This is a genomic window from Sphingomonas sp. CFBP 13714 (assembly GCF_014842205.1).
GTDB classification, from domain to species: domain Bacteria; phylum Pseudomonadota; class Alphaproteobacteria; order Sphingomonadales; family Sphingomonadaceae; genus Sphingomonas; species Sphingomonas aerolata.
Window position 1 is genome coordinate 76,945 of the sequence record NZ_JACYVG010000006.1, and the last position, 24,104, is coordinate 101,048.

The window sequence follows — 24,104 nt, forward strand, 5'->3', positions numbered from 1 at the left end:
TCCTGTCGCACAGCTGTTTTAGTTGCGCAATACACTTGTTCGCTTGCGTCAATCTCTACCGTGCCGCCAGCGTCGCGCCAAGCGACCTGTCGCGAATCGCGCCAGACGGCCCGGCTCGGAACGGCACAGAGGTCGGAATGGCACAGAGGTCGGAATGGCACAGGGGCCGGATGCCGGGACTAGGGCGCCCCGCCCGCCCGTGTGACACCGAAATGCCGCGGGCGGGACGCCGAGGGCGCACGCAGAATGCGGCAACACCTCGCTCAGGCGCCTAGCACGGGCGCGCCCTGATCGGGCATCGGAATTTCCGCCGGGTCGATGACGGGGGTGGGCGTGGGATCGGGGGCGGTATCGATCTTCGGTGCCCGGCGGGCCGGCACCGCGCCGATGATCCGCTCGCTCGTTTCGGCGGGAACCTGCAACGCCTGGGTCGGCGCGCCGAGCACGGCGGCGCGCGCGCGGACGCTTGCGTCGAGAAACGGCGTGCTCATCGCCATGAACCGCCGCGGTGTCATCCCGAGAAACGTGCCGGCGTCGCGCAGGAAATGCGACACGTCGAAATAGCTCGGGTCGATCGCCGAATAGTCGGTGCCGCCGGGCGTCCGGAACACGCGCAGGAACGAGCGCAGGAACCGTGCGCGCCGCAGCAGCATCTTGGGGGTGAAGCCGAAATGACGCACCGCCAGCCGCCGCAGCGTGTCCGGGCTGATCGCCAGCTTGGCCGCGACCGCGGCGACGTCATCGCCGCCGTCCTGCCCGATCAGCCGGGTAAGCTGACGGATCGTCGCGGATTCGCGGTGCGGCGGCCCGAGCAGATCACACAGGATGGCATCGAGGATCGGCGCGACCTGGTCGTCGCGCTCGGCCGCCCGTAGTGCGGTCGTCAGACGCTGGGTCGCGACCGGCCCGAGCGCGTCGGCAAGCGGCACGATCCGGTCACGATAATCCGCCGCCGACCGGTTGAACAACCGGCTCCAGGCCAGCGCGCTGACCCCGAACCCGATCATGATGCCGCCATTGGTCGTCGCCTTCAGCGCGGTCCCCGTCGGGCCGTACAGCGTCGCCGCCGGCAGGGGGCCGAAGGTCCGCCGGCCGATCGCCACGCTGATCGGTCCCGCCTCGAACGCGAACCGGACATTGGCCGTCCCCGGCAGGAAGCGGTTGACCTGGCCGATGCTGGCCGGACCAGTCGCGCGATAGACATGGTAGCCGGTGATGAGATCGGTGAGCGCATCGCAGGGCTGGTCATATCGGATCGCCATCCCCGCGGGCATCGCAAAGACATCGGGCGCCAGCCCTGCGCGGTTCGTTCCCCCGGACACCTGCATCACGTCCAAAAGAAACTCCATATGAAGCCAGAATTGGGCCGTATCGTGCCCAATCCATCGCCGGCGTGCAAGCCGTCCCCCACCCGGCGGCGCACCGCCGTGGCACACCCCACGACTATTTTAGCCCACAAACGCGATCGCCCGGTTGACCCGCCGCACAAAAGCCCGCATTTGCGCGCTCCGCATCGAGGCCCGATGGCGGAGTGGTGACGTAGAGGACTGCAAATCCTCGCACCCGGGTTCGATTCCCGGTCGGGCCTCCAGTTTCATATCCTAATCGTCGCCACATCGCGCGATGCACTGCGGCGATCGCGTTCGGCGGTGTGATGTGCGCGGATCTGGACGGCGCTTCGCCAGGCATGAGCTCTGTCCAGGGACACTTCCCCGCGATAACGCGGCCCTCGCGGCGTCAGACCGCGGCCCCTGATCGACGCCAGGCATCCCGAAATTCAATGATAGGGAGGCGGATCCGAAGCGCGACCGATTCGCTTTCACCCTTATTCGCCAGGTACATGTCATGACCCGACCATCGATCGCCGCCGGCCTTGTCGGCCTTGCCATCGCCGCCGCCGGACTGGGCTGTCCGGCCTCGGCCGCGCCCTCCCCGCAACGCATGCAGCCGCCCCCCGCACCTCAAAAGGCAAACGCGCCCGTGAGGTCCAGCGCGAGCGCCAACGTGCGTATCAGGGGCCCCGTCTTCGGTGTGAACATTGCCGGGTGCAGCTTTGTCGCCGACGGTACGCTCTGCCCGACGCCGGCGTCGGTCCGCGCCTATCTCGACAAGGGGTTCACGATGGTCCGCCTGCCGTTCAAGGGGCCGCAGATGGCGGACCCCGCGATCCGCAGGAAATTGGTGGCAGCGACGCGCGCCGCGCTCGACCGCGATGCCTATGTCGTGCTCGATCGTCACGATTATAGCTGGCCATCGGTATCCGAACAGGTGGCGTTCTGGACGTCGCTGATGGCGAGCATGCCGCGGTCCGACCGGATCATCATCGACCCGATGAACGAGCCGAGGCATTTCGACGACCCGGTGCTGACCAACGACTGGGATCAATGGGCGCGCGATACCAACCAGATCATCGCGGGCCTGCGCGCCGCGGGGATCCGCAATGTCATCGCGCCGGAATATCCCGGGTCCTCCGCCACCTTCCGGCTGCGCAAGCGCGAGGACGCCGCCAAGCCGTCCGAAAGCGCGCTGGTCGCCCTCGACCGCGCGGGCGGGCTGAAGGATCCGCTCGGTCTGACCATCATCAACGGGCACCGCTATTTCGACAAGGGGTCGAGCGGAACCCAGCCAAGCTGCACGGGGACGCCGGGCTATGACAATTTCGCGGCCGAACTGCGTGCGCGCGGGCTGAAGGGGATCATCACCGAATCGGCGTTCGGACGCGCCGGGGCGATACCGCCGAGCTGCGAGGCGGCGGGCGCAGCAGCGATCGCCTATCTCAAGACCAATGCCGATACGGTCGTCGGCGTGACCTGGTGGGGCGGTGGCGCGGCCTGGAACGAGCGGTATCTGTTCAAGATCGAGCCGAAAAAGGGCAGTTTCGGCCCCAGGCACAAGGACGCCTATCTCGACCGCCTGCTCGGCCGCTGACCCCGCGCGGTTGTGGCCGGGCGGGATAAGGTCGGACTTACGATACCCAATTTCGGGACGGCAGCATCAACGCTGGTGCGGCCGTCTCCCGAAGGAAAAGCGCGATTGGGAGTATGCGCACTTCTTGCATTGCCGCACCCAAGTCTCGCCACCGGCCTCATTCACTGAAACAACGCGCCATTCGCCGAGGCGATGCCAGCAGATGAGCATCAGGACACCGCTTCCGCCACGCGTACCGGCTCCGTCGCCGGAACGATGCCCGCTAGCGTGAACGCAATCTGCTCGAGTCTGGTATCGAGCTCCCTATTGTCGAATTCGCGCTCAATCTTGGCGCGTGCCGCCACCCGCATGCTCGCCAGATCCACCTCCCCCGATTCGATTGTCGTTATGATGTCGGCGATCTGTCCCGCATTGCGCTCCTCGACCAGAAAGCCCTCGACGCCGTCGTCGATGAGTTCCGGGATGCCGCTATGCCAAGTGGAGACGGTGATGACGCCGAGCGCCATGGCCTCCATCAGCGACACGGGAATCCCTTCCATGTCGCCATTGTCGGCGACGACGGACGGCAGCAGGAACACGTCGGACCGCTTGAGTTCCGCAAGCACCTCGCGGTGCGGGATCTTGCCGAGGAACGTTACGCGCGCAGGACAGGCCGCAGCGGCCTCGCGCAGTTCCTTCTCCAGCGGCCCGTAGCCGATGATCGACAGATGCGAATCGCCCGGCGCGGCGCACATGGCATTGATCGCGTAGATCAGCCCCTTTTTCTGGACGAAGCGCGCCGTCGTCAGCAGCCGCAATGGCCCGGCAGCGCCGCGACGTGGCTGCGGCATCGGAAAGTCGCTGACGTCGACCCCCATCCGGTGAACCGTGATCATCGCCGGGTCAGCACCCCAGCCGATCAGCTTCTTCTTCCACAATTCACTGATCGGAAGCAGCGCCTCGGTCTGAGTGAAGAGGCGGCGGTAATGCGGCAGGAATTTTTTGACGAGACCATGCTCAGTCACGTCAAGACCATGAAAGACTGTGGCGATCGGGCCCGAGATCAGACCGGCGTCGCGCAGATACATGGCCCGCACGCCCGCGGGGCCGAAATGCGCGATGATGGCATCAAAATGACCAAGTCCCTGTTCACCGACACTGAGAATATCGACGATCGGCGCGACGATTCCATCGCGCAAGCCAGTAAGTCCTGCGCGAATTCGCCGTCGGCTCTTGCCGGATTGCGCGCCAAGCAGAAGTCGAGCCGACTTTTTCAGCAATTGCGCGATCGGCGATGAGCCCCCTGTATTCGCGCGAACGGAGACGATGCGCGCGGCACCGGATAGTGGATCATCGACAGAAAGATCATGCTGGCCGGTAATGATCGTAACCTGATGCCCAAGGTCGATCATACCCCTGATCTGACGAACGACGAACGTTTCCGAAAGAACGGGATAGTTCGAAAGAAAGAAAGCAATCTTCATGACGTGCCGCCCGGTATATTGAACGAATGATGAAACCGGACTGGCGACGCCACTGGGCAATGCAGCATTGCTTACGAGCGCCGTCGATGCGGTTCACGCCGAGCCAGCACATAGGCGAGTTCAAGCAATTCAACGCCTAGGCGGATACAGAAGAATTTCTCCACGAAAAATTTCGGGTCTATCGGCGATCCCTGTACTTTATCGGGACTTGTTGCCGTCGGGCCACGCTTCCGGCGTTGCTTTGGCGATACCGGGGCGCACGTCCGGTCTACGCGCGCTCGATCAGGTGCAGGACGACACGCCAGAACGGATAGGACGCGCATTGCGGCCAAGTGTGCGGGCACAGGCCCTCGACGTGCCAGCGCACGGCGAGGATCGCCAGCGTCGTCGCGATCGCGGTGGCGAGCGCGGTCAGCCAGCGTGCTTTCAGACCGATCCGCGGTTTGACGCCCCATTCGAGCAGCGCCGCCAGCAGCCAGAACGCCGCGATCTGCCAGCGGGAATAGGTATCGAGCAGCATGAACCGCGAAAGGACGGCCAGGGCCACCAGCCCGGCCGCCAGCAGGATGTTCAGAAGGAACGTACGCATCGCGGTCTCGATCTGGAGGGGGCCTTGGCCGGGACGGGCATGGGAGATAACGTACCCCCTCCCCGACTGTCGTCCCGCGCCTACTGCTCTGAGCACATGAATGCGCTGTCCACAGCAGCGGAGCATCGGACGATAGCTATAGAGAAGTGCGCGGCCCCGGCGCGGGGGCCAGGGATCTCTGTGATCCACATGGCGCTAGGTAAATGGCGGAGAGGGTGGGATTCGAACCCACGGTACCCTCGCGGGTACGCCGCATTTCGAGTGCGGTACGTTCGACCACTCTGCCACCTCTCCGCAAGGTCATCCGAAGAGCTGCAAGCAGCGCCTCCGATCGGTCGAGGGCGGGCCTCTAAATCAGACCTCGCCGCAGTGCAAGAGGGTTTTTGCAATCACGAGCGGCCCGGCTTGTGCGTCGCGAAACAGCGCTTAAATTGTCGCCATGCCCCGCCACGACATCCCCATCGACCCCGCCACCCCCGACATCGCCGCGTCCGATGCCCTCTCGTCCGAGCCGGCACCGGCGGCGGCGGTCGAGGTCGTCGCCCCGCCGATCGTCCATGCGAATTTCTCGATCGGCGACATCGTCCGGCACCGCCTGTTCGATTTCCGCGGGGTCGTGTTTGACGTGGATCCGGTCTTTGCCAATACCGATGAATGGTACGAGGCGATTCCCGAACAGATGCGGCCGAAGAAGGACCAGCCCTTCTACCATCTGCTCGCCGAGAATCGCGAGTCGAGCTACGTCGCCTATGTCAGCCAGCAGAATCTGGTATCCGACGCGGGCGACGAGCCGGTCGACCATCCCGGTATCGCCGGGTTGTTCACCGACTTTGCCGATGGTCGCTACACGCTGCGCGCCGTCCACCGGCACTGATCGCCGGGTCGAGCGCGGCGCCCTGATGCGGTTCCTGCCAGGGCCCGCGATGATTTAGCCCCCCGCAATGGCCCTTCTTGGTTGACATCGTCACGCCCCTCGCTTAGCTCCCCGGCTTCTCCCGGCGGACCCCGCGTTCGTGGGGCACATGTATTTGGAAAGTGACAAGGGCCATGTTCGCAGTCGTGCGCACGGGCGGCAAGCAGTATCGCGTCGCCGCCGGAGATAAGATCGTCGTCGAAAAGATCGAAGGCGATGCAGGTGCGTCGGTGACGCTGGGTGATGTGCTGTTGGCGGGCGAAGGCTCGGAACTGCGCTCGGTCGAGGGTTTCACCGTCGCTGCAGAGATCATCGCTCAGGCGAAGGCGGACAAGGTCATCGTCTTCAAGAAGCGTCGTCGTCACAACTATCGTCGCAAGAACGGCCATCGCCAGCAGCACACGATCCTGAAGATCGTGTCCGTCGGCGGCCAGACGGCCAAGCAGACCGAGGCTGACGCCCCGGCCGCTCAGGCATAAGGAGTAGCTTCAGATGGCACATAAGAAAGCAGGCGGCTCTTCGCGCAACGGTCGCGATTCAGCCGGTCGTCGTCTCGGCGTGAAGAAGTTCGGTGGCCAGGCATGCGTTGCCGGCAACATCCTCGTGCGCCAGCGCGGGACGAAGTTCTATCCGGGCACCAATGTCGGCATCGGCACGGACCACACGCTGTTCGCGCTGGTCGATGGCCGCGTCGTGTTCAGCCAGGGCAAACTTGGTCGCAAGTTCTGCTCGGTCGAGCTGGCAGCGAATGATGCCGCCGACATGGCAGTTGCAGCCGAATAACATCGGGTAACCATCCGGGTTGCCCACCAGGGTGACCCGGGTCGCGAAAGCGAACCTGAACAAGGGAGACGGGTCACCCCGGCTCCCTTTTTTATTGCTCCCTCCCCTTGGCTGTCGCCGTCCCGTCATCCTGACGTGGCATGCGCGCAGCCGACGACGCGAGAGGAAGAGAGCAATGTTCGCGCGCACGAAGAGACTGACCCTGCGGCCCGGCTGGCCCGAGGATGCGCCTGCGCTGACGCAGGCGATCGGGCACGAAGCCGTGATCGCCAAGCTGACGCGGGCACCCTGGCCCTATTCACTCGGCGACGCGGCGGCCTTTCTGGCGCAACCGCGCGGCGAGCATCAGCCGCGCTTCCTAATCGATGCGCTCGACCCCGGCGCGCCGCGGCTGGTTGGCGGCATCGATATCCATGCATCGCCGGACGGGTATGGCCATGAACTCGGCTATTGGGTGACGCCCGATGCCTGGGGACGCGGGTATGCGACCGAGGCTGGCGAGGCGGTGATCGCGATCGCCCGCCATGCGCTCGGGCTCCGGCGGCTCGAGGCGTTCCATTTCGTCGACAATCCCGCCTCCGGTCGTGTGCTGGCCAAGCTCGGCTTCCGGCCGACCGGGCGGGTCGAGCTGCGGACGTCGCGCGGGCGTGGCGGCGAGGCTCAGGCCGTGCTGTTCGAGCTGGTGCTCGATGAGGATCGATGTGCGCCGATGCCGATGGCGGCGTGATTCGCGCATCTCAGCCTTGAAATTCCACCACCCCGGCGAAGGCCGGGGCACAGTTGGGGAACGTCGCTGACTGCGGTCATCGCTTCGTTACTACGACCTTTCCAACTGGGCCCCGGCCTTCGCCGGGGTGGAATGCCTGGCGATGATTCGCCCTACATACTTCGCGGGAGAGCCTGGGAGAGGAAAGGCTGTGTCCGTGACTCAGGCCACCACCGCCCGCTTCTCGACCGGCAACACCGCCGCCTCATAATCACTCTCGGCCAGCGCGATCAGCGCGCGGTCGTCGTGTTTCCAGGGATGGAAGCCGGGCAGGAAATAGGCCGCCCAGACGCCCGCGATCTTGCGCGCCATCCCCGGATTGCCGAACGCATACCATGCCATCCGCGCCCAGATCCGCGGGCCCGTGAGCCCGTCCTGCCGCAGCAATTCGGTCATGCCGCGCGCCCGCCCCGTGAAGAAGCGCCACGTGGTGATCAGCATCACCAGCGACTTGACCCGCCAGCGCGTGAACCGCGGCCAGTCGCGCGTCGCGTGCAGCCAGGTGTCATAGGCGACGCCCTTGTGCTCGATCTCCTCGGCGGCGTGCCATTGCCACAGCGCCGCCGCCTGCTGGTCGCCGCCGGCGAGGTGCCGGGGGTTCGCGATCAGTTCGTGCGCGAGCATCGCGGTGAAATGCTCGAGCGCGGTCGTCGCAGCGAGGCTCGCGATTGGCGGGCGCCCCTTGGTGAGCGCGAGCGCGGCGTCGACATCGGCGATCAGCGGCGCGACGTCATACCCCTGGTCGGTGACGTGCCGATTGAACGCGACATGCTCGCGGGTGTGGATCACCTCCTGCTTGATGAACGCGTTGATCTCGGCGGTCAGCTTGGGCGGCGTACCGTCGCGAAACCGGCGAACGCTGTCGACGAAATAGCCCTCGCCCTTGGGGAAGGTGACCGACAAGGCGTTGTAAAAGGCCGTCGCGATCGGATCGTCGTTCAGCCACCACCGGCGAATCGGCGAGCCCCGGCCAAATCGACGATCGCGCGGTGTGATCGTCAGATCGACGGGTGTGGTTGCTTTCGCCACGGAAACCTCCAAACAGAGACAGATCGTCATTACTGACACAGTTGTAAGTAGGTTTTTCATTTCGTGACGTCAACACCCCGCAAGCGCCTCTCCCCGACCGAATCGCGTGATGCCGCCGTCGAGGCCGCGCGCGCGCTGCTCGTCGAAAGCGGTCCCGGCGCGGTCACGTTGAAGGCGGTTGCGGGCCGGATCGGGCGGACGCACGCCAATCTGCTCCACCATTTTGGCTCGGCCGAGGCGCTGCAGACCGCACTGATCACGCGGATGGCGGCGGACATCGTCGGCACGATCGGCGCCGCGGTGCTGCGTGTCCGCGCGGGCGAGCTGGATCCGCGCGAAGTGGTCGAGATGACGTTCGACGCATTCGGCAAGGGCGGCGCGGGCGCGCTGGCGAGCTGGATGATCCTGTCGGGCAACACCGACGCGCTCGACCCGATTCTCACCGCGATCCACGATCTGGTCGACGAACTTGCCGAGGGCGACATGCCCGGCGACCAGCCAATCCAGGACCAGACGCTGACGCTGGTCCTGATGGCGCTGGGCGACGCGTTGATGGGCGCGCCGATGGCCCGCGCGCTCGGCCTGCCCGCGACCAGGGCGCGCGAACTCGCGCTCGACGCGCTGCTCGCGAGCAAGGACGCCGCCGCCTGCCCGTCGGCCTGAGCAACGCCGACCAGGGTCCGAGTCGCAGAGGCTGGCGATTTTCGCCAATTTCGCTATGGGGCGGCGATGCATTTTCTAGACCAAGCCAAGATCTACGTACGTTCGGGTGAGGGCGGCCCCGGTGCCGTCAGCTTCCGCCGCGAGAAATTCATCGAATATGGCGGCCCCGATGGCGGCAATGGCGGCAAGGGCGGCGACATCGTGTTCGAATGCATCGCCGGCCTGAACACGTTGATCGACTTTCGCTACACACAGCATTTCCGTGCCCCGCGCGGCTCGGGCGGCTCGGGCTCGAACCGCACCGGCGCGGGCGGCGAGGACCTCGTCATCCGCGTCCCGCTCGGCACGCAGGTGCTGTCGGAGGACAAGGAGGAGGTGCTGATCGACTTCACGCAGGTCGGCCAGCGCGAAGTGCTGTTCCGCGGCGGCGATGGCGGCCGTGGCAACGCCAGCTACAAGACGTCGACCAACCGCGCCCCGCGCCAGCACGGCACCGGCTGGCCGTTCGGCGAGGCCTGGGTCTGGCTGCGACTGAAGCTGCTCGCCGATGCGGGTCTCGTCGGCCTGCCGAATGCGGGCAAGTCGACCTTCATCAACCAGGTCACGAACGCGCAGGCCAAGGTCGGCGAATATGCCTTCACCACCACCCGGCCGCAGCTGGGCGTGGTCCGCCACAAGCAGCGCGAGTTCGTGGTCGCGGATATTCCCGGGCTGATCCAGGGTGCGGCCGAGGGCGCAGGCATCGGCGACCGCTTTCTCGGGCATATCGAACGCTGCCGCGTGCTGCTGCATCTGGTCGATGCGAACGACGCGGATGTCGGCGAATCCTACCGGATCGTCCGCGACGAGCTCGCCAATTACGGCGAGGGCCTCACCGACAAGAAGGTGATCGTCGCGCTGAACAAGACCGACATGCTCGACGCCGAGCTGATCGCGGCGCTGTCGGCCGAACTGGCCGAGGCCAGCGGTGCCGAGGTGATGGCGATGTCCGGCGCGAGTGGCGCCGGCGTAGAGGCAGTCCTCGACAAGCTGATCGGCGAGATCGGCCCTGCACCGGGTGCGCCGAAGGAGCTGGCGGAGGGCGAAGAGCCGGTCGCATGGTCGCCGCTGTAGCGTTCAAAACCGCTCCGTAGCCCGATCATGTACGCCATCGTCATCCCCGCGCAGGCGGGGATCCATAGCCTCAGGGGTATGCGATTCGGTGGTGAGGCCAGCCAATATGGGTTCCCGCCTCCGCGGGAATGACGATAGAGTGTTGCAGGCTATGACGACCTACGGGGAGGACCTACGGGGTCGACCAATGATGTTTCCGCCGTCCTCCTGTCCCCGCCTGATCGTGAAGATCGGTTCGGCACTGCTTGTCGATCCCGACGGCAGCGTCCGGCGCGACTGGCTCGCCGGGCTCGTCGCCGACATTGCCGCACGCACCCGTGCCGGCCAGCAGGTCGCGATCGTGTCGTCCGGCGCGATCGCACTCGGCGCGCGGCGACTCGGCCTGGCCAAGGGCGGCCGCGCGAGTCTCGAGGATGCGCAGGCCGCGGCCGCCACCGGGCAGATCGCGCTCAGCCAGGTCTGGGCCGAACTGCTCGCCGCGCAAGGCCTGAACGCGGCGCAGATGCTGGTGACGCTCGACGATCTCGAGGACCGCCGCCGCTATCTCAACGCCGCCGCGACGCTCAACCGGCTCCTGTCGCTCGGGGTCGTGCCGGTGATCAACGAGAATGACAGCGTCGCGACCGCCGAAATCCGCTTCGGCGACAATGACCGGCTCGCGGCGCGGGTCGCGCAGGCCGCTGGAGCGCAGGGTGTGGTCCTGCTGTCCGACGTCGACGGACTCTATACCGCCAATCCGCATGTCGACCCGGCAGCCGCCCATATCGCCGATGTCCCGCGAATCGACGCGGTCGCCGGGATGGCGGACGACGGGTCGGGGTCCGGGATGGGATCGGGCGGCATGGCATCGAAGATCGCCGCCGCGCGAATCGCCACGGCGGCGGGCATTCCGCTCGTGATCGCCTCGGGCCGGATCGACCACCCGCTCTCCACCCCTGCCCGCCACACGATCTTCAGCGCCGAACGCACCGCATCCGCGCGGAAAGCCTGGCTGGCGGGCGGACTGACTGCAAAGGGCACGATCCATGTCGACGCGGGCGCCGCCGCCGCGCTCGGCCAGGGACGCAGCCTGCTGGCCGCGGGTGCGACGGGGCTCGACGGGGGCTTCGTGCGCGGCGATCTGGTGACGATCGAGGGGCCGGCCGGCACGGTCGCGCGCGGTCTTGCCGAATATGACGCGGCGGACACCGCGCGTCTGCTCGGCCGTCATAGCGACGATCACGCCGCGATCCTCGGCTATGCGCCGCGCTCGGCGCTCGTCCATCGCAATCATCTGGCGCTCGTATGACTGCCGCGCAAATGTCGATCTGGAGCGAGCCGTCATGATCCTGGCCATCACCGGCGGCACCGGGTTCGTCGGCAGCCACCTGATCGACCATGCCCTGGAGACGGGGCACACGATCCGCGCGCTCGCCCGCAAGCCACAGGCCAAGCGCATCGGCGTGACCTGGATCGAAGGCGCGCTCGATCGCCCGAAGAGCCTGGCGACGCTGGTCAAGGGCGCGGACGTGGTCATCCACGTCGCCGGCGTGGTCAACGCCGCGGATCGCGCGGGCTTTGCCGAGGGCAATATCGCCGGCACTCAGGCGATCGTCGATGCGACGCGGTCGGCGGGTATTCGCCGCTTCGTCCAGGTCTCGTCGCTGGCGGCGCGCGCGCCGGCACTGTCCAACTATGGCTGGTCGAAGGCCGAGGCGGAGACGTGCGTTGCCGCGTCGGGGCTCGACTGGACGATCGTCCGCCCGCCCGCGATCTTCGGCCCGCGCGATCACGACCTGCTCGACGTGTTCAAGGCGGCGCGGTCGGGGTATGTGCCGATGCCCCCTGCCGGCACGCGCGTCTCGCTGCTCTATGTCGAGGATCTGACCGCGCTGCTGCTCGCGCTGGCCGAAATCCCGGTCGCGCCGGCGATCATGGAACCGGACGACGGTACGCCCAAGGGCTGGGACAATCGTGACTTCGCGCGCGCGATCGGCGTCGCGGTCGGCAAATCGGTGACGCCGCTGTCGATGCCGCGTGTCGTCCTGTCGCTGGCGTCCGCCGCTGACCGTCTCGTCCGGCGCGGCAAGGCCAAGCTGACGCGCGACCGGGTCCGCTATTTCTGCCATCCCGACTGGGTCTCGCACACGCCGCCGCCGGCTGCGCTCTGGACGCCCTCGGTCCCGACGCCGCAGGCGCTGGCGCAAACCGCGGCGTGGTATCGCGCGGCGGGGCTGCTATAGCGCCGAAAAGCCGCCGCAATTCGCTGTCAGGATTGCGTCGACACCCGGAAGGAAGAGCATGAGCGACCGTCAGCAGATCTACGACACCGTCACCGCGCAGATCGAGCCGTTCAACAAGAAGGGCGTCGCGCTGAGCGATGCGACGACCTTCCAGGGCGATCTCGAATGGGACAGCCTGACCGTCATGGATTTCGTCGCCGCGATCGAGGATGAATTCGACATCATCATCACGATGAACATGCAGGCCGAGATCGAGACCGTCGGCCAGTTGGTCGATGCGGTCGCGAAGTTGAAGCAGGACTAACCAAAAATATCCCGTTCGTGCTGAGCGTAGTCGAAGCACATGAGACACAGGCCCTTCGACTTCGCTCAGGGCGAATGGCAAGGGGCGATACCGTCCTGATCTGGAACCGAACATGACCGAAGCCGCCACCACCGCCCACGCCCTCCCCGTCGATCCCGCCGAGGTCGCGCCCGAGCGCGATCTGATGAGCAAGTTCGACGGGCTGATCGCCGAACGCGAGGCGCTGGTGAAGTCCGGCGTGCGCAATCCGTTCACGATCGTGATGGACGAGGTCAAGTCGCCGACGCAGGCGGTGATCCGCGGCAAGGACACGATCCTGCTCGGCACCTACAACTATATGGGCATGACGTTCGACCCCGACGTCATCCAGGCGGGCAAGGACGCGCTCGAGAAATTCGGGTCGGGCACCAATGGCAGCCGGATGCTCAACGGCACGTTCCACGATCATATCGACGTCGAACAGGCACTGCGCGACTTCTACGACATGAGCGGCGCGATCGTGTTCTCGACCGGCTACATGGCCAATCTCGGGATCATCTCGACGCTCGCGGGCAAGGGCGAGTACGTCATCCTCGACGCCGACAGCCATGCGTCGATCTATGACGGCTGCAAGCAGGGCAATGCCGAGATCGTCCGCTTCCGCCACAACGACGTCGCCGATCTGGACAAGCGGCTCGGCCGCCTGCCGAAGGAGGCCGGCAAGCTCGTCGTGCTCGAAGGCGTCTATTCGATGCTCGGCGACATCGCCCCGCTGAAGGAGATGGTCGCGGTCGCCAAGAAGCATGACTGCATGGTGCTGGTCGACGAGGCGCATTCGATGGGCTTTTTCGGCCCCAATGGCCGCGGCGTGTACGAGGAGATGGGGCTGACCGACCAGGTCGATTTCGTCGTCGGCACCTTCTCGAAATCGGTCGGCACCGTCGGCGGGTTCGTCGTGTCGAACCACCCGAAGTTCGAGATGGTTCGCTTCGCCTGCCGTCCGTACATCTTCACCGCCTCGCTTCCCCCCTCGGTCGTCGCCACCGCCGCGACGTCGATCCGCAAGCTCATGACCGCGCACGACAAGCGCGCGCAGCTCTGGAAGAATGCACGCGCGATGCATGCGGGGCTCAAGGCGATGGGCTTCAAGCTCGGCACCGAGACGTCGGATTCGGCGATCATCGCGATCATCCTGACCGACCAGGAACAGGCGATCGCGATCTGGCAGTCGCTGCTCGAGGGCGGGCTGTACGTGAACATGGCGCGCCCACCGGCGACGCCTGCGGGCACGTTCCTGCTGCGCTGTTCGCTGTGCGCCGAACATACCGACGCGCAGGTCGAGACGATCCTGGGCATGTTCCGCGACGCGGGTCGCGCCGTCGGCGTGATCGGCTAGCAGCCGGCCGCTGTCATTGCGTCGGGAGCAATACGCACGCTATCGTCGCGGGGTGACGCAGGACGAGGCCGACGCGGCAGCCCTTGGGGGCGGTGCGACCTGGCGGACCATCACGCTCATCGTGATGGCGCTGCTGGGCGCCGCCGTTCTGGTCGGACTCATCGCCACGCTGAGCAGCGCGAATCGTCAGCGCGACAGCGCGTTGCGGCTGCAGGCGCACAGCTATGACGTGATGATCCTCGCGCGCACACTGTCGAGCACGATCGCCCGGTCCGAAGCATCGCTCGGCCGCTATGTAATCAGCGGCGACCGGCAACTGGGCCGGCTCTATTTCGAGGAATGGGTCCTGGCCGGGACGCAGCTCAACCGGCTCGAGCGGCTGACCTACGACAATGGCGAACAGCGCGGGCACATCGCCGAACTGCGCCAGGCCTATGAGGACCGCGGTCGCGAGCTGTCGATGACCGCGCTCAGCACCAATTACGGCAAGAATTCGCAGGCGTTCGCGCGCTATTACCAGGGCCGCAACGCCCCGACGCTCATCGCGATCAACCGGACGCTCGACCGGCTCATCGCGCGCGAGCGGGCGCTGCTCGACAACCGGACGTCGCGGGCGATGGCATCGGTCGAACGTTCGAGCTCGATCGCGGGCGTGCTGGCGGTGTTCGGGATGCTGATCGTGCTCGGCGCGATCGGGCTGGGCTGGTTCACAATCCGCGCGGTCAGCGACCGGGCGGTCGCGCAGGCGGACGCGGACATGGAACGCAGCCGCGCCGAGGAACTGTCCGCCGCGGTCGAACAGGCGACGGCCGAGCTGCGCGTGCAGGACGCGAAGTTGCGGCAGGTCCAGAAGATGGACGCGGTCGGCCGGCTGACCGGGGGTATCGCGCATGATTTCAACAATATGCTGGCCGTCATTCTGGGCGGGCTGGAACTGGCGCTGCGCAACATCGCGCGCGATCCGGCGACCGCGCGGCGGCACATCGAGAGTGCGACCGATGGCGCTACCCGCGCCGCCGCGCTGACCCGTCGGCTGCTCGCCTTCAGCCGCGAGGATTCGCTGAAACCCGAAACGATGGGCGTTGCAGGGCTGGTCGAGGGCATGTCCGACCTGCTCGATCGGACGCTCGGCGATGCGATCACGCTGCACGTGGTCGACGCCTCCGAGGGCTGGCGGGTCCGCGCGGATCGCGTCCAGCTCGAAAATGCGGTGCTCAACCTTGCGGTCAACGCGCGCGACGCGATGAACGGCCGCGGCACGATGATCGTGACCACCGGCGCCGCGGTGCTGACCGCGGGCGCGATCGGCGACTGCCCGGCCGGCGACTTTGCCACCATCACGGTCGCAGACGACGGCAGCGGCATGTCGCCGGACGTCGCCGAGCGCGTGTTCGAGCCGTTCTTCACCACCAAGGAAACCGGCAAGGGCACGGGCCTTGGCCTCAGCCAGATCTTCGGCCTGGTCCGGCAGCTGGGCGGCGAAATCGCGATCGCCAGCGTGGTCGGCGAAGGGACAACGGTGACGCTCTACCTGCCCCGCGACACCAGCGATCCCGCGATCGAGACGCAACCCGTCCTGCCGTTTGCGGACCTGGCAGAGCCGGTACAGCCCGTCGCGCCGACGGGGCTGAACGTGTTGGTGGTTGAGGATGATCCCCGCGTGCTCGCCGCGACGATCGGTGCGCTCGAGGAGCTTGGCCATCATCCGGTCGCCTGTGACGACCCGACCCATGCGGCGGCGATGCTCGCGCGTCACGGCGCGATCGACCTGATCATCTCCGACGTGCTGATGCCGCGGCAGACGGGGCCTGAGATGATCGCGGCATTGCGGCCGCTGTTCCCCGACATCGCGATCCTGTTCGTCACGGGCTTTGCGGGTGAAGCCGCGACGAGCGAATTCGGTGAGCATGAGGTGTTGCGCAAACCCTTCACGCTGAGCGGCCTGGAACGCGCGGTCGCGGCGGCGATGGGCACCGATCGCCCCACCCCGCCCCGCCAGATGGCGGCCGAATAGACCGTGACAGGCCCGCCCCGTCCGCCCTAGATCCCTGACTATATCCCGCGCAAAAAGCTGATATAGACCCGCCCCACGCCTCGCGTTCGAGGCGCTCGCAGAGCCCCCGCTTCATGAAATCCATCGATCGCTACATGGCCCGGCTGATCGCGGTCCCGCTCTTTTCGACGCTGATCATCGCGGCGATGCTGCTCGTGCTCGACCGGATGCGCCGGCTGTTCGATTTCGTCGCGACCGAGGGCGGACCGATCAGCGTTGTCTGGCGGATGCTCGCCAATCTGCTGCCCGAATATCTCGGGCTCGGGATTCCGATCGGGTTGCTGCTCGGTATCCTGCTCGCATTCCGCAAGCTCGCGACGACGTCGGAACTCGACGTCCTGCGCAGCGTCGGGATGAGCTATACCCGGCTGCTGCGGGTGCCCTACATGTTCGCCATCGTGCTGGCGATCGCGAACCTGCTGATCGTCGGCTATCTCCAGCCGATCGCCCGCTATTATTACGAGGGGCTCCGCTTCGAGCTGCGCACGGGCGCGCTTGGCGCGTCGATCAAGGTCGGTGAGTTCACGCATCTGGGCGACCGGATGACGCTGCGGATCGAGCAGAGCCGCGACAAGGGGCGCGAGCTGTCGGGCATCTTCGTCCATGCGCAGACGCCGAAGAACGACTGGATCGGCGTCACCGCCGAAAAGGGACGCTTCCTCGCGACCGACGATCCCAACGTCATCATCTTCCGTCTCGCCAACGGGACGCTGATTCACGAACGGCCCGAGTTCAAGACCCCGCGTGTGCTGACGTTCAGCAGCCATGACCTGCCGATCAACCTGCCCAAGTTCGAGAGCTTCCGTGTCCGCGGCGGGCGCAACCTCGAATTCACGCTGCCCGAACTCGCGCGTGCAGGGCATGAGGCGGCGACGCCCGAGCTGCGCGATGCGAGCCGGTCCGAATTCCACTTCCGGCTGGCGGAGGTGGCGATGATGTTCCTGCTGCCGATGCTTGCGGTGGCGCTCGGCGTGCCCGCGAAACGATCGACGTCCGGTCTCGGCGTCTTCCTGTCGATCGTGATGATCGTCACCTATCACAAGGTGAACCAATATGCGGCGGACGTCGGCGAGCTTGGCCGGATCGACCCGCTGATCGCGCTCTGGGTGCCGTTCACGGTGTTCGCAGGGCTGATCCTGTGGATGTACTACACCATCGCCTATGTGCCCGGCGGCGAACCGATCGGTGCGCTCGAGCGCGGCGTCGGCCGGATCGGCAAGGCGATCACCAGCCGGCTGCCCGGGCGCCGCAAAGAGAAGACGGCATGAGCAGGATCACGATCTTTCCGTCGCGCACGGTCGCGGTCTATATGGGCCGGCTGTTCATGACGCGGACGTTCAGCATCCTCGCGGCGCTGGTGCTCGTGCTCCAGGCGCTCGATCTGCTGAGCGAGTCGGGCAACATCCTGGCGCAGGCGGGGAATGGCGACGCGCAGGTCTGGCAATATGTCAGCCTGCGCGCACCGCAGATCATCGCCTTCGCGCTGCCCTTCTCGGTGCTGCTCGGCACCATCCTGACGCTGATCACGATGAACCAGAACAGCGAGATCATCGCGCTCAAGGCGTCGGGGCTGTCCGCGCATCAGGTGCTCGCCCCGCTGCTGATCGCCAGCCTGGTCGTCGCGATCGTCAGCTTCAGCTTCAACGACCGCGTCGTGTCGCGCGCCACCGCCACCCTGTCGCAGTGGCAGAAGGTCAATTACGGCGCGATGCCGATCGACCGTGGCGACCGTGCCAATGTCTGGGTCCGCGACGGCGACGACCTGATCCAGGTGAACCAGACGCGCGGCAAGGGCGCGGGCACGCGGCTCGGCGGGGTGACGCTCTATGATCGTGCTGGTGGAAGCCTCGTCTCGATCATCCGCGCCCCCAATGGCAAGCGCGTCGCCGGGGGCTGGGAGATCGGCCCCGCGACGCGGTTCGACGTCGCCAGCGGCACGCTGACCACGCTCGGGTCGGTGGTCGTCGGGCGCGATGTCCGGCCCGACCAGTTCACGCTCGCGAGCGTCGACGCCGACAGCCTGTCCTTCGGCGCGCTGAAGGCGGCGATCGGCGATCTGGCCGACGCGGGGCGCCCGACCAAGGCACTCGAGGGATCGCTCTGGCACAAGCTGTCGGGACCGCTCTCCTCGGTACTGATGCCGTTGCTGGGCGCGGTCGCGGCGTTCGGCATCGCCCGGTCGGGCAAGCTGTTCGTCCGCGCGGTGATCGGCATGGGGCTGGGCTTTGCCTATTTCGTCGCGGACAATTTCGCGCTCGCGATGGGCAATCTTGGCGCCTATCCGCCGTTCCTCGCCGCCTGGGCGCCCTTCCTCCTGTTCTTCCTGATCGGCGAGGCTGTCCTGTTCCGGACCGAGGAATAGCCGCTGTACGAACTGCGTGATCGTCGATATCCGCAGCGGCTGACGACGCAGCGCTGAGGGGCGAGCCAATGGCCGGTACGATAACGATCCGCAAGGTCGAGACGAAGCGCGATCGCAAGGTCTTTGTCGACGTGCCCTTCGGCCTCTATCGCGACGATCCGCACTGGGTCCCGCCGCTCAAGACCGAAGCGCTCGGGCTGATCACGCCTGAAAAGAATGGCTGGTTCAGCCATGCCAAGGCGCAACTGTTCCTCGCCGAGGAGAATGGCCGGGTCGTCGGTCGCATCTCGGCGCATATCGACACGCTCGCGCTCACCATGCCCGCCGAACAGGGCTTTGGTCCCGGGGTCGGCCAATGGGGGCTGATGGAGGCGGAGAGCGAGGTCGTATTCCAAGCTTTGCTCGCCGCGGCCGAGGATTGGCTGCGGGCGCAGGGTATGACGCGGATGCTCGGCCCGATCAGCATGTCGATCTGGGAGGAGCCAGGGCTCCTCATCGAAGGCTATGATCACGCGCCGACGATCATGATGGGGCATGCACGCCCCGAATATCGCGACTGGGTCGAGCGGTCGGGCCAGGTCCCCGTCAAGCGGCTGATGACCTATGAAGTCGACGTCACGCGGCAATTCCCGCCGATCGTCCAGCGGATCATCAAGTCCGGCGAGAAGAACCCGCGCATCGTCATTCGCGAGGTCGACAAGTCGCGGTTCGAGGACGAGGCCGCGATCATCCTCGCCATCCTCAACGATGCCTGGTCGAGCAACTGGGGGTTCGTTCCGCTAACGCCCCCCGAGATCAAGGATGTCGGGGTCAAGCTCAAGCCGATCGTCTTCAACGACCTGATCCGGATCGCCGAAGTCGACGGCAAGCCCGTCGCGTTCATGATCACGCTGCCCGACCTGAACGAGGCGATCAAGCCGCTGCGCGGGTCGCTTTTGCCGTTCGGTTGGGCCAAGCTGTTGCTGTGGCTGCGCAAGCCAAAGGTGAAGACGGTCCGCGTCCCGCTGATGGGCGTCGTCCGGGAGCTGCAGTCGTCGCGCATGGCAAGCCAGCTCGCCTTCATGATGATCGAATATATCCGCCGTTCCGCCTCGCAGGATTATGGCGCGACCCGCGCCGAGATCGGCTGGATCCTCGACGACAATCAGGGGATGCGCTCGATCGCCGAGACGATCGAGAGCCGCATGAACAAGGTCTACCAGGTCTACGAAAAGACGCTCTAGCCCGACCGTCGGCCCTGCCTACACTTATCCGGCGGCGGGCGGATCAGCCGATCAGCCCGTCGCCCTGTGCCTCACGCGCGAGGATCCGGCCGATCGCGTCGAACAGCGAATCCATCGCGACCGGCTTGAAGATCACGTCGTCGGCGCCTGCGGAAAGGCAGCGCTGGCGAAGGTCGGGGGCGACGTCCGCGGTCACGACGATGATCGGGACCATGCCCTTGGCGTCGGACCGAGCGCGAATGTGACGGATCGCGGTGATCCCGTCCATGCCCGGCATGCGCAGGTCGACCAGCACCATCTCGAAATCCTGCTCGTCGAGGATTTCGAGGCCACGCTCGGCGCTTTCCGCCTCGACCATCGTCGCGCCGGCCACGTCGAGCATGTCGCCCACCACGCGGCGGTTCATCCGATCGTCCTCGATGAACAAGATGTTCAACATATCCTCCGTGACGGGTCGACCGGGAGAGGCGCGCTGTCCGTCATTGCTAGGCGTTTACGCATCAAGCCGCCCGCGAGACAAGATCGGGAATTGCGTTGTTTTTAACTACCGGCGACGCGAAGATCGCTTCGACCAGATCCGCACCCGATACCGGCTTCGCAACGATGCGTGTAATGGCAGTCGTGAGCAGTACCGGATCGTCGAGCCGATCGGCGGGCCACAACAGCGTCGTCGCGGCATCACCCGCCGCCCGTGTCAGCTGCTCCAGCGCCCGCCCCGGATCGCCACCGGCGCGCAACGTCGCATCGTCGATCACGATGTTTGCGACGACCGTCTGCGCCAGCAGTGTGACAGCCTCGTCGATCGAGGCGGCGGTCAGGACGATGTCGCAATGCGGTGTCACCAGCGTCCGGAACATGCTGCGCATGATGGGATTGCGGTCGATGATCAGCGTCGCCGCGCCGGTTCCCTGATCGGCCCCCAGGTCGCCGAGCGCGATCGCCTCCGCATGGACCAGCGGCAGGCTGAGCGTGAACGTGGCGCCCTGCCCTTCGCGGCTGGTGACGGTGACGTCGCCATTCATCGCGCGCGCGAGGTTGCGACAGATCGACAGGCCGAGCCCGGTGCCGCCGAACTGCCGCGTCGTTCCGGCATCCGCCTGGCGGAAGGATTCGAAGATCTCGTCGAGCTTGTTCGCCGGAATGCCGATGCCCGAATCGGATACGTCGAGCCACAGCCCGTCTTCACCGGTTCGCAACGCCACCGTCACCGCGCCCACGCGGGTGAACTTCAGCGCATTCGACAACAGGTTGAACACGATCTGCCGCACCCGCGCGGCGTCGCCCATGATCCGGGCGGGGCAGTCGGCCATGTCGAGCGTGAACGACAGCCCCTTCGACCGGGCCTGCTCCTCCCACATTTGCGCAGCATCGGTCACCGTGGCGCACAGATCGAACGGCGCGAACTCGATCGTCAGGTTGCCGGTTTCCATCTTGGCGATGTCGAGAATGTCGTCGACGAGCGCACGCATCGTCGCCCCCGCGCCGCGCACGATGCCAAGGCGATCGCGCAGGTCGGGCGTCAGGCGCGAATCGGCGAGCATGACCTCGGTCATGCCCAATATCCCGTTCAGCGGCGTGCGGATCTCGTGGCTGGTCGTGGCAAGGAACTCGGTCTTCGCCGCAAGCGCCTTGCCGAGCGCCGCGTTGGTGATCGCGAGGTCGTCATTCGCGGCGCGCACCTTGTCGCGACTGCGGCGAATCGTCACCAGCCCCAGCGCAAGCAGGCCGATGATGATCGAAACCGCCGCGATCGCGCCGATGAACATCAGCCGCTGCGTCTTTGCCCGGTCCTTCTCGTACCGCACGCTGCGCTCGAGCTCATCGGCGCGCAGTTTGGAAATCTTGAGTTCCTGGTTCGCAAAGTCGAATCGCGCCGCCAGCAAGGCCGTGCTCATATTCGTGGCGAGTGTGGTCGCCTGATCATCCAGACGCTTCTGCGCCTCGAGATGGACGAGCGCGTCGAGGGGCCGGTCGAGGGCCTTATAGATCGCATAGGCAACCTGATGCCCCTCCCGATACGACAGGTTGGTCTTCGTCAGATCGACGCCCGCAAAACGCTGCGTGATGAGCGCGAGCGCGCGCGGCAAATTCCCCTGTTGGAGGGCGACTTCGGCGGCGATCGGCAGCAGCTGAACCCGCCAGACTGCGGCCTCCGACTGCATGGCAAGGCGCTGGCTGGCAGCGATCGCCTTTGCCGCGGCTGCGGTCTTGCCCGCCTTTAGCAACACATGCGCGATATTCCCCTGGATGCGGGACTGCAGCAGCGGGCTCTTCATCTGCTCGGCAAGCGCCAGTGCCTTGCGATACTGTGCGACAGACTGGTCGTAACGGCCAAGATCCTGATAGCAGGAGCCCCGGTTATTGTAGATCGCCACGAGCAGGCCCGGGTCGCCATGGTAGACGTCGAGCGCCTGGCTGAGATATTTGAGGGCGGACTCGCTGTCATTGCCATCGCCGTACAACGTGGCGATCAGCATGAGCGCCTTGGCACGGTTGCGCATGTCCCCAAGCGTGCGGAAGATATTGTGCGCGGCCTGATAGTCCGCCAGCGCCGACGCCAACTCCGCGCGAGTCGCATGAACGCCCCCGCGGGATAGAAGGATCTCGGCATTCAGCGCCGAACCAGGATCCAGCCTAACCACCGTTGCCAGAGCGTTGTGGATCAGCACGGCGGCGCGATCGTCGCGATCGATCCGCAGCGCCGCTTCCCCCTGCAGCCAGCGCGCGGTCGCGACGGCCAGCTGCCGCCTTTCGGGATCCGCTATCGCGGCGGCGGCCTGTTCGGCGGTCGATGCCCTGCGGATGGCCTCGCCTGGATCGGTCTGCACCAGCGACTTGGCATTCCCGATGGCGATATCGAACCGGACCTGCGGCAGCGGCTCTGCCCCGGCTGCCGCGGGCACTGCGCTGACGGCGAGAAGGATCGCCGGCAGCCCATGCCAAAGGCTTAGCCGCCGCCGACCCAGCTGATTCACTCAGCCAGTCTTCCGGACAGCCGCGATCCGCGTGAGCGGTGACCGCACGTCGCGGGCGATTGCCAGATGACGCTCTTCCGCGAGGAACGGCAGCAGAGCGTCGATACCGATCGGGCGACTCACCAGAAATCCCTGAATCATGTCGCACCCCATGACCGACAATAGCGCCATCGCCGAGGGCGTTTCGACCCCTTCTGCGACGACTTCCATTTCGAGCGCGTGCGCGAGGTCGATCGTCGACCGGACGATCAGCGGATCGCGGTTCGAACTGGTGAGTTGCGTGACGAAGAGCTTGTCGATCTTGAGCTCGCTGGCGGGAAGCTGCTTGAGATAGGCGAGCGACGACAGGCCGGCACCATAATCGTCGATCGCGATCACGATGCCGATATCCGCGAAGATCTGCAAATTCCGGATCGCGCTTTCCGGATCGCGAATCACCGACGTCTCGGTGATCTCGAAGCCCAGACGCGCGCCGCTCGACGTGATCATCTCGCACGCCTGCCGCACGAATCGCGCATCGGCGAGCAGGACGCCGGCGATATTGATGAAGATCGGCAGTTCATGACCATGCGCCGCCAGGATCCGCTGGTCGCCGATCACCTGCTCGATCGTCCACAGCGTGAGCGCAACGATGTCGCGGCTCTCCTCCGCGATCGGGATGAAGTCGCTCGGCAACACGAGGCCGCGCTGCGGATGGCGCCAGCGGACCAGCGCCTCGACACTGACGATCTCCTGCCGACGCAGATGGACCTTGGGTTGATATTGGAGGAAAAGCTGGTCGCCGCCGATCGCCTTGTGCAGCTCGCGCGCCAGCATCAGCCGGTCGAGCGACGCGCTGGCCGCCGATACGTCGCGCGCGATCGGTCCGCGCTCGACCCGGGCATCGGCAAGCGCGAGCTCGGCTTCCTCGATCAGGCGGACCTCGTCGTGCTGCGGTGCGCGGACCGATGCGCCGCCCAGCGTCAGGTCGACGTGATAAAGTTCGCCGTCGATGTCGAACGGCGTGGTGAAGGCATGTGCGATCAGCTCGAGCGCGAGGTCGAGCTCGTCCTGCTGATCCGCCAGAAGCGCGATGTCGATCAGATCACGCGCGGCGATCTCGGTACGCGATTGCGGCAGAACCGCCGCGATCCTCAGCGCGATATCACCGACCAGCGTGTCCGCGCGCGCGCGTCCGACATGGCGGCGAAGCATTGCGAAATTCGCGACCTCGGCGAGGATGACGAACTGCCAGCCATGAAAGGCCACGGGCAGGCACGACATAGTCGCGGGATCCGACACGTCAGTCATGCGATAGCCTCGCAGACGCATAACCGCCGCGATGCGAGTCGCACGTGCAGCCG

Annotated in this window: 22 protein-coding genes and 2 tRNA genes; 16 read left to right on the top strand and 8 right to left on the bottom strand. The window is 66.1% G+C overall.

What is annotated here, in order from left to right; translation table 11 throughout:
• Positions 1 to 263: 263 nt before the first annotated feature.
• Positions 264 to 1,349, bottom strand: a complete 1,086-nt coding sequence (locus tag IFT54_RS14360) for a helix-turn-helix domain-containing protein (protein ID WP_192071171.1) — start codon at positions 1,347 to 1,349, stop codon at positions 264 to 266.
• A gap of 168 nt (positions 1,350 to 1,517) precedes the next feature.
• Here IFT54_RS14360 and IFT54_RS14365 point away from each other — a divergent pair.
• Together IFT54_RS14365 and IFT54_RS14370 are read left to right on the top strand one after the other, a co-directional pair.
• Positions 1,518 to 1,591: transfer RNA gene (locus IFT54_RS14365), tRNA-Cys, on the top strand.
• 413 nt (positions 1,592 to 2,004) lie between these two features.
• Positions 2,005 to 2,928 (top strand): cellulase family glycosylhydrolase, encoded by a 924-nt coding sequence (locus IFT54_RS14370; RefSeq protein WP_192071172.1) that lies wholly within the window; start codon positions 2,005 to 2,007, stop codon positions 2,926 to 2,928.
• A 209-nt stretch (positions 2,929 to 3,137) separates the two neighbouring features.
• Here IFT54_RS14370 and IFT54_RS14375 read toward each other — a convergent pair whose 3' ends face one another.
• The 3 genes from IFT54_RS14375 to IFT54_RS14385 form a co-directional block, all read right to left on the bottom strand.
• Positions 3,138 to 4,391 (bottom strand): glycosyltransferase, encoded by a 1,254-nt coding sequence (locus IFT54_RS14375; RefSeq protein ID WP_192071173.1) that lies wholly within the window; start codon positions 4,389 to 4,391, stop codon positions 3,138 to 3,140.
• Positions 4,392 to 4,659: 268 nt separating this feature from the next.
• A complete protein-coding gene (locus IFT54_RS14380; protein WP_192071174.1) occupies positions 4,660 to 4,980 on the bottom strand; it encodes a hypothetical protein in 321 nt (106 codons plus the stop codon).
• Positions 4,981 to 5,184: 204 nt separating this feature from the next.
• Positions 5,185 to 5,274 (bottom strand) — tRNA-Ser (locus tag IFT54_RS14385).
• Between the two features lie 145 nt (positions 5,275 to 5,419).
• Between IFT54_RS14385 and hspQ the strand changes: the two genes are divergently transcribed.
• From hspQ to IFT54_RS14405, 4 genes are all read left to right on the top strand, one after another.
• Positions 5,420 to 5,854 (top strand): heat shock protein HspQ, encoded by a 435-nt coding sequence (hspQ, locus tag IFT54_RS20765; protein ID WP_081874363.1) that lies wholly within the window; start codon positions 5,420 to 5,422, stop codon positions 5,852 to 5,854.
• A 173-nt stretch (positions 5,855 to 6,027) separates the two neighbouring features.
• Positions 6,028 to 6,372 carry a 50S ribosomal protein L21 gene (rplU, locus tag IFT54_RS14395; RefSeq protein ID WP_031393729.1) on the top strand — a complete coding sequence of 115 codons (345 nt, stop codon included), beginning with the start codon at positions 6,028 to 6,030 and terminating at the stop codon, positions 6,370 to 6,372.
• 13 nt (positions 6,373 to 6,385) lie between these two features.
• Positions 6,386 to 6,676 carry a 50S ribosomal protein L27 gene (gene rpmA / locus IFT54_RS14400; RefSeq protein WP_031393730.1) on the top strand — a complete coding sequence of 97 codons (291 nt, stop codon included), beginning with the start codon at positions 6,386 to 6,388 and terminating at the stop codon, positions 6,674 to 6,676.
• A 175-nt stretch (positions 6,677 to 6,851) separates the two neighbouring features.
• The gene (locus IFT54_RS14405; protein ID WP_192071175.1) at positions 6,852 to 7,403 is read left to right on the top strand and encodes a GNAT family N-acetyltransferase; all 552 of its coding nucleotides are present in this window, start codon (positions 6,852 to 6,854) and stop codon (positions 7,401 to 7,403) included.
• 201 nt (positions 7,404 to 7,604) lie between these two features.
• On the opposite strand, the gene IFT54_RS14410 is transcribed toward IFT54_RS14405, so the two are convergent.
• A complete protein-coding gene (locus IFT54_RS14410; protein WP_192071176.1) occupies positions 7,605 to 8,501 on the bottom strand; it encodes a metal-dependent hydrolase in 897 nt (298 codons plus the stop codon).
• A 33-nt stretch (positions 8,502 to 8,534) separates the two neighbouring features.
• Between IFT54_RS14410 and IFT54_RS14415 the strand changes: the two genes are divergently transcribed.
• The 10 genes from IFT54_RS14415 (at position 8,535) to IFT54_RS14460 (ending at position 19,786) form a co-directional block, all read left to right on the top strand.
• Entirely contained in the window at positions 8,535 to 9,134 is a 600-nt protein-coding gene (locus IFT54_RS14415; protein ID WP_031441339.1) for a TetR/AcrR family transcriptional regulator, read from the top strand.
• Between the two features lie 66 nt (positions 9,135 to 9,200).
• Positions 9,201 to 10,247, top strand: a complete 1,047-nt coding sequence (gene obgE / locus IFT54_RS14420; protein ID WP_107929587.1) for a GTPase ObgE — start codon at positions 9,201 to 9,203, stop codon at positions 10,245 to 10,247.
• Positions 10,248 to 10,434: 187 nt separating this feature from the next.
• Positions 10,435 to 11,535 (top strand): glutamate 5-kinase, encoded by a 1,101-nt coding sequence (proB, locus tag IFT54_RS14425; RefSeq protein ID WP_192071177.1) that lies wholly within the window; start codon positions 10,435 to 10,437, stop codon positions 11,533 to 11,535.
• 34 nt (positions 11,536 to 11,569) lie between these two features.
• Positions 11,570 to 12,469 (top strand): NAD-dependent epimerase/dehydratase family protein, encoded by a 900-nt coding sequence (locus tag IFT54_RS14430; RefSeq protein WP_192071178.1) that lies wholly within the window; start codon positions 11,570 to 11,572, stop codon positions 12,467 to 12,469.
• A gap of 58 nt (positions 12,470 to 12,527) precedes the next feature.
• The gene (locus tag IFT54_RS14435; RefSeq protein WP_037527622.1) at positions 12,528 to 12,773 is read left to right on the top strand and encodes an acyl carrier protein; all 246 of its coding nucleotides are present in this window, start codon (positions 12,528 to 12,530) and stop codon (positions 12,771 to 12,773) included.
• Positions 12,774 to 12,885: 112 nt separating this feature from the next.
• Positions 12,886 to 14,148, top strand: coding sequence for a serine palmitoyltransferase (gene spt / locus IFT54_RS14440; protein ID WP_192071179.1), 1,263 nt, complete (start codon positions 12,886 to 12,888; stop codon positions 14,146 to 14,148).
• Between the two features lie 124 nt (positions 14,149 to 14,272).
• Positions 14,273 to 16,162: an ATP-binding protein gene (locus tag IFT54_RS14445; protein WP_192071293.1), complete on the top strand. Its 1,890-nt coding sequence runs from the start codon at positions 14,273 to 14,275 to the stop codon at positions 16,160 to 16,162.
• Between the two features lie 113 nt (positions 16,163 to 16,275).
• Positions 16,276 to 17,469 carry an LPS export ABC transporter permease LptF gene (gene lptF / locus IFT54_RS14450; RefSeq protein ID WP_031394134.1) on the top strand — a complete coding sequence of 398 codons (1,194 nt, stop codon included), beginning with the start codon at positions 16,276 to 16,278 and terminating at the stop codon, positions 17,467 to 17,469.
• Positions 17,466 to 18,563, top strand: a complete 1,098-nt coding sequence (gene lptG / locus IFT54_RS14455) for an LPS export ABC transporter permease LptG (protein ID WP_031394135.1) — start codon at positions 17,466 to 17,468, stop codon at positions 18,561 to 18,563. The genes lptF and lptG overlap by 4 nt, the downstream gene beginning before the upstream one ends.
• 68 nt (positions 18,564 to 18,631) lie before the next feature.
• On the top strand, positions 18,632 to 19,786 hold the full coding sequence (locus IFT54_RS14460) for a GNAT family N-acetyltransferase (RefSeq protein ID WP_192071180.1): 1,155 nt from the start codon (positions 18,632 to 18,634) through the stop codon (positions 19,784 to 19,786).
• Between the two features lie 43 nt (positions 19,787 to 19,829).
• On the opposite strand, the gene IFT54_RS14465 is transcribed toward IFT54_RS14460, so the two are convergent.
• From IFT54_RS14465 to IFT54_RS14475, 3 genes are all read right to left on the bottom strand, one after another.
• Positions 19,830 to 20,222, bottom strand: a complete 393-nt coding sequence (locus tag IFT54_RS14465) for a response regulator (protein ID WP_031394137.1) — start codon at positions 20,220 to 20,222, stop codon at positions 19,830 to 19,832.
• Between the two features lie 64 nt (positions 20,223 to 20,286).
• On the bottom strand, positions 20,287 to 22,761 hold the full coding sequence (locus tag IFT54_RS14470; RefSeq protein ID WP_192071181.1) for an ATP-binding protein: 2,475 nt from the start codon (positions 22,759 to 22,761) through the stop codon (positions 20,287 to 20,289).
• A complete protein-coding gene (locus tag IFT54_RS14475) occupies positions 22,762 to 24,051 on the bottom strand; it encodes an EAL domain-containing protein (protein ID WP_244180301.1) in 1,290 nt (429 codons plus the stop codon).
• Positions 24,052 to 24,104: the final 53 nt, after the last annotated feature.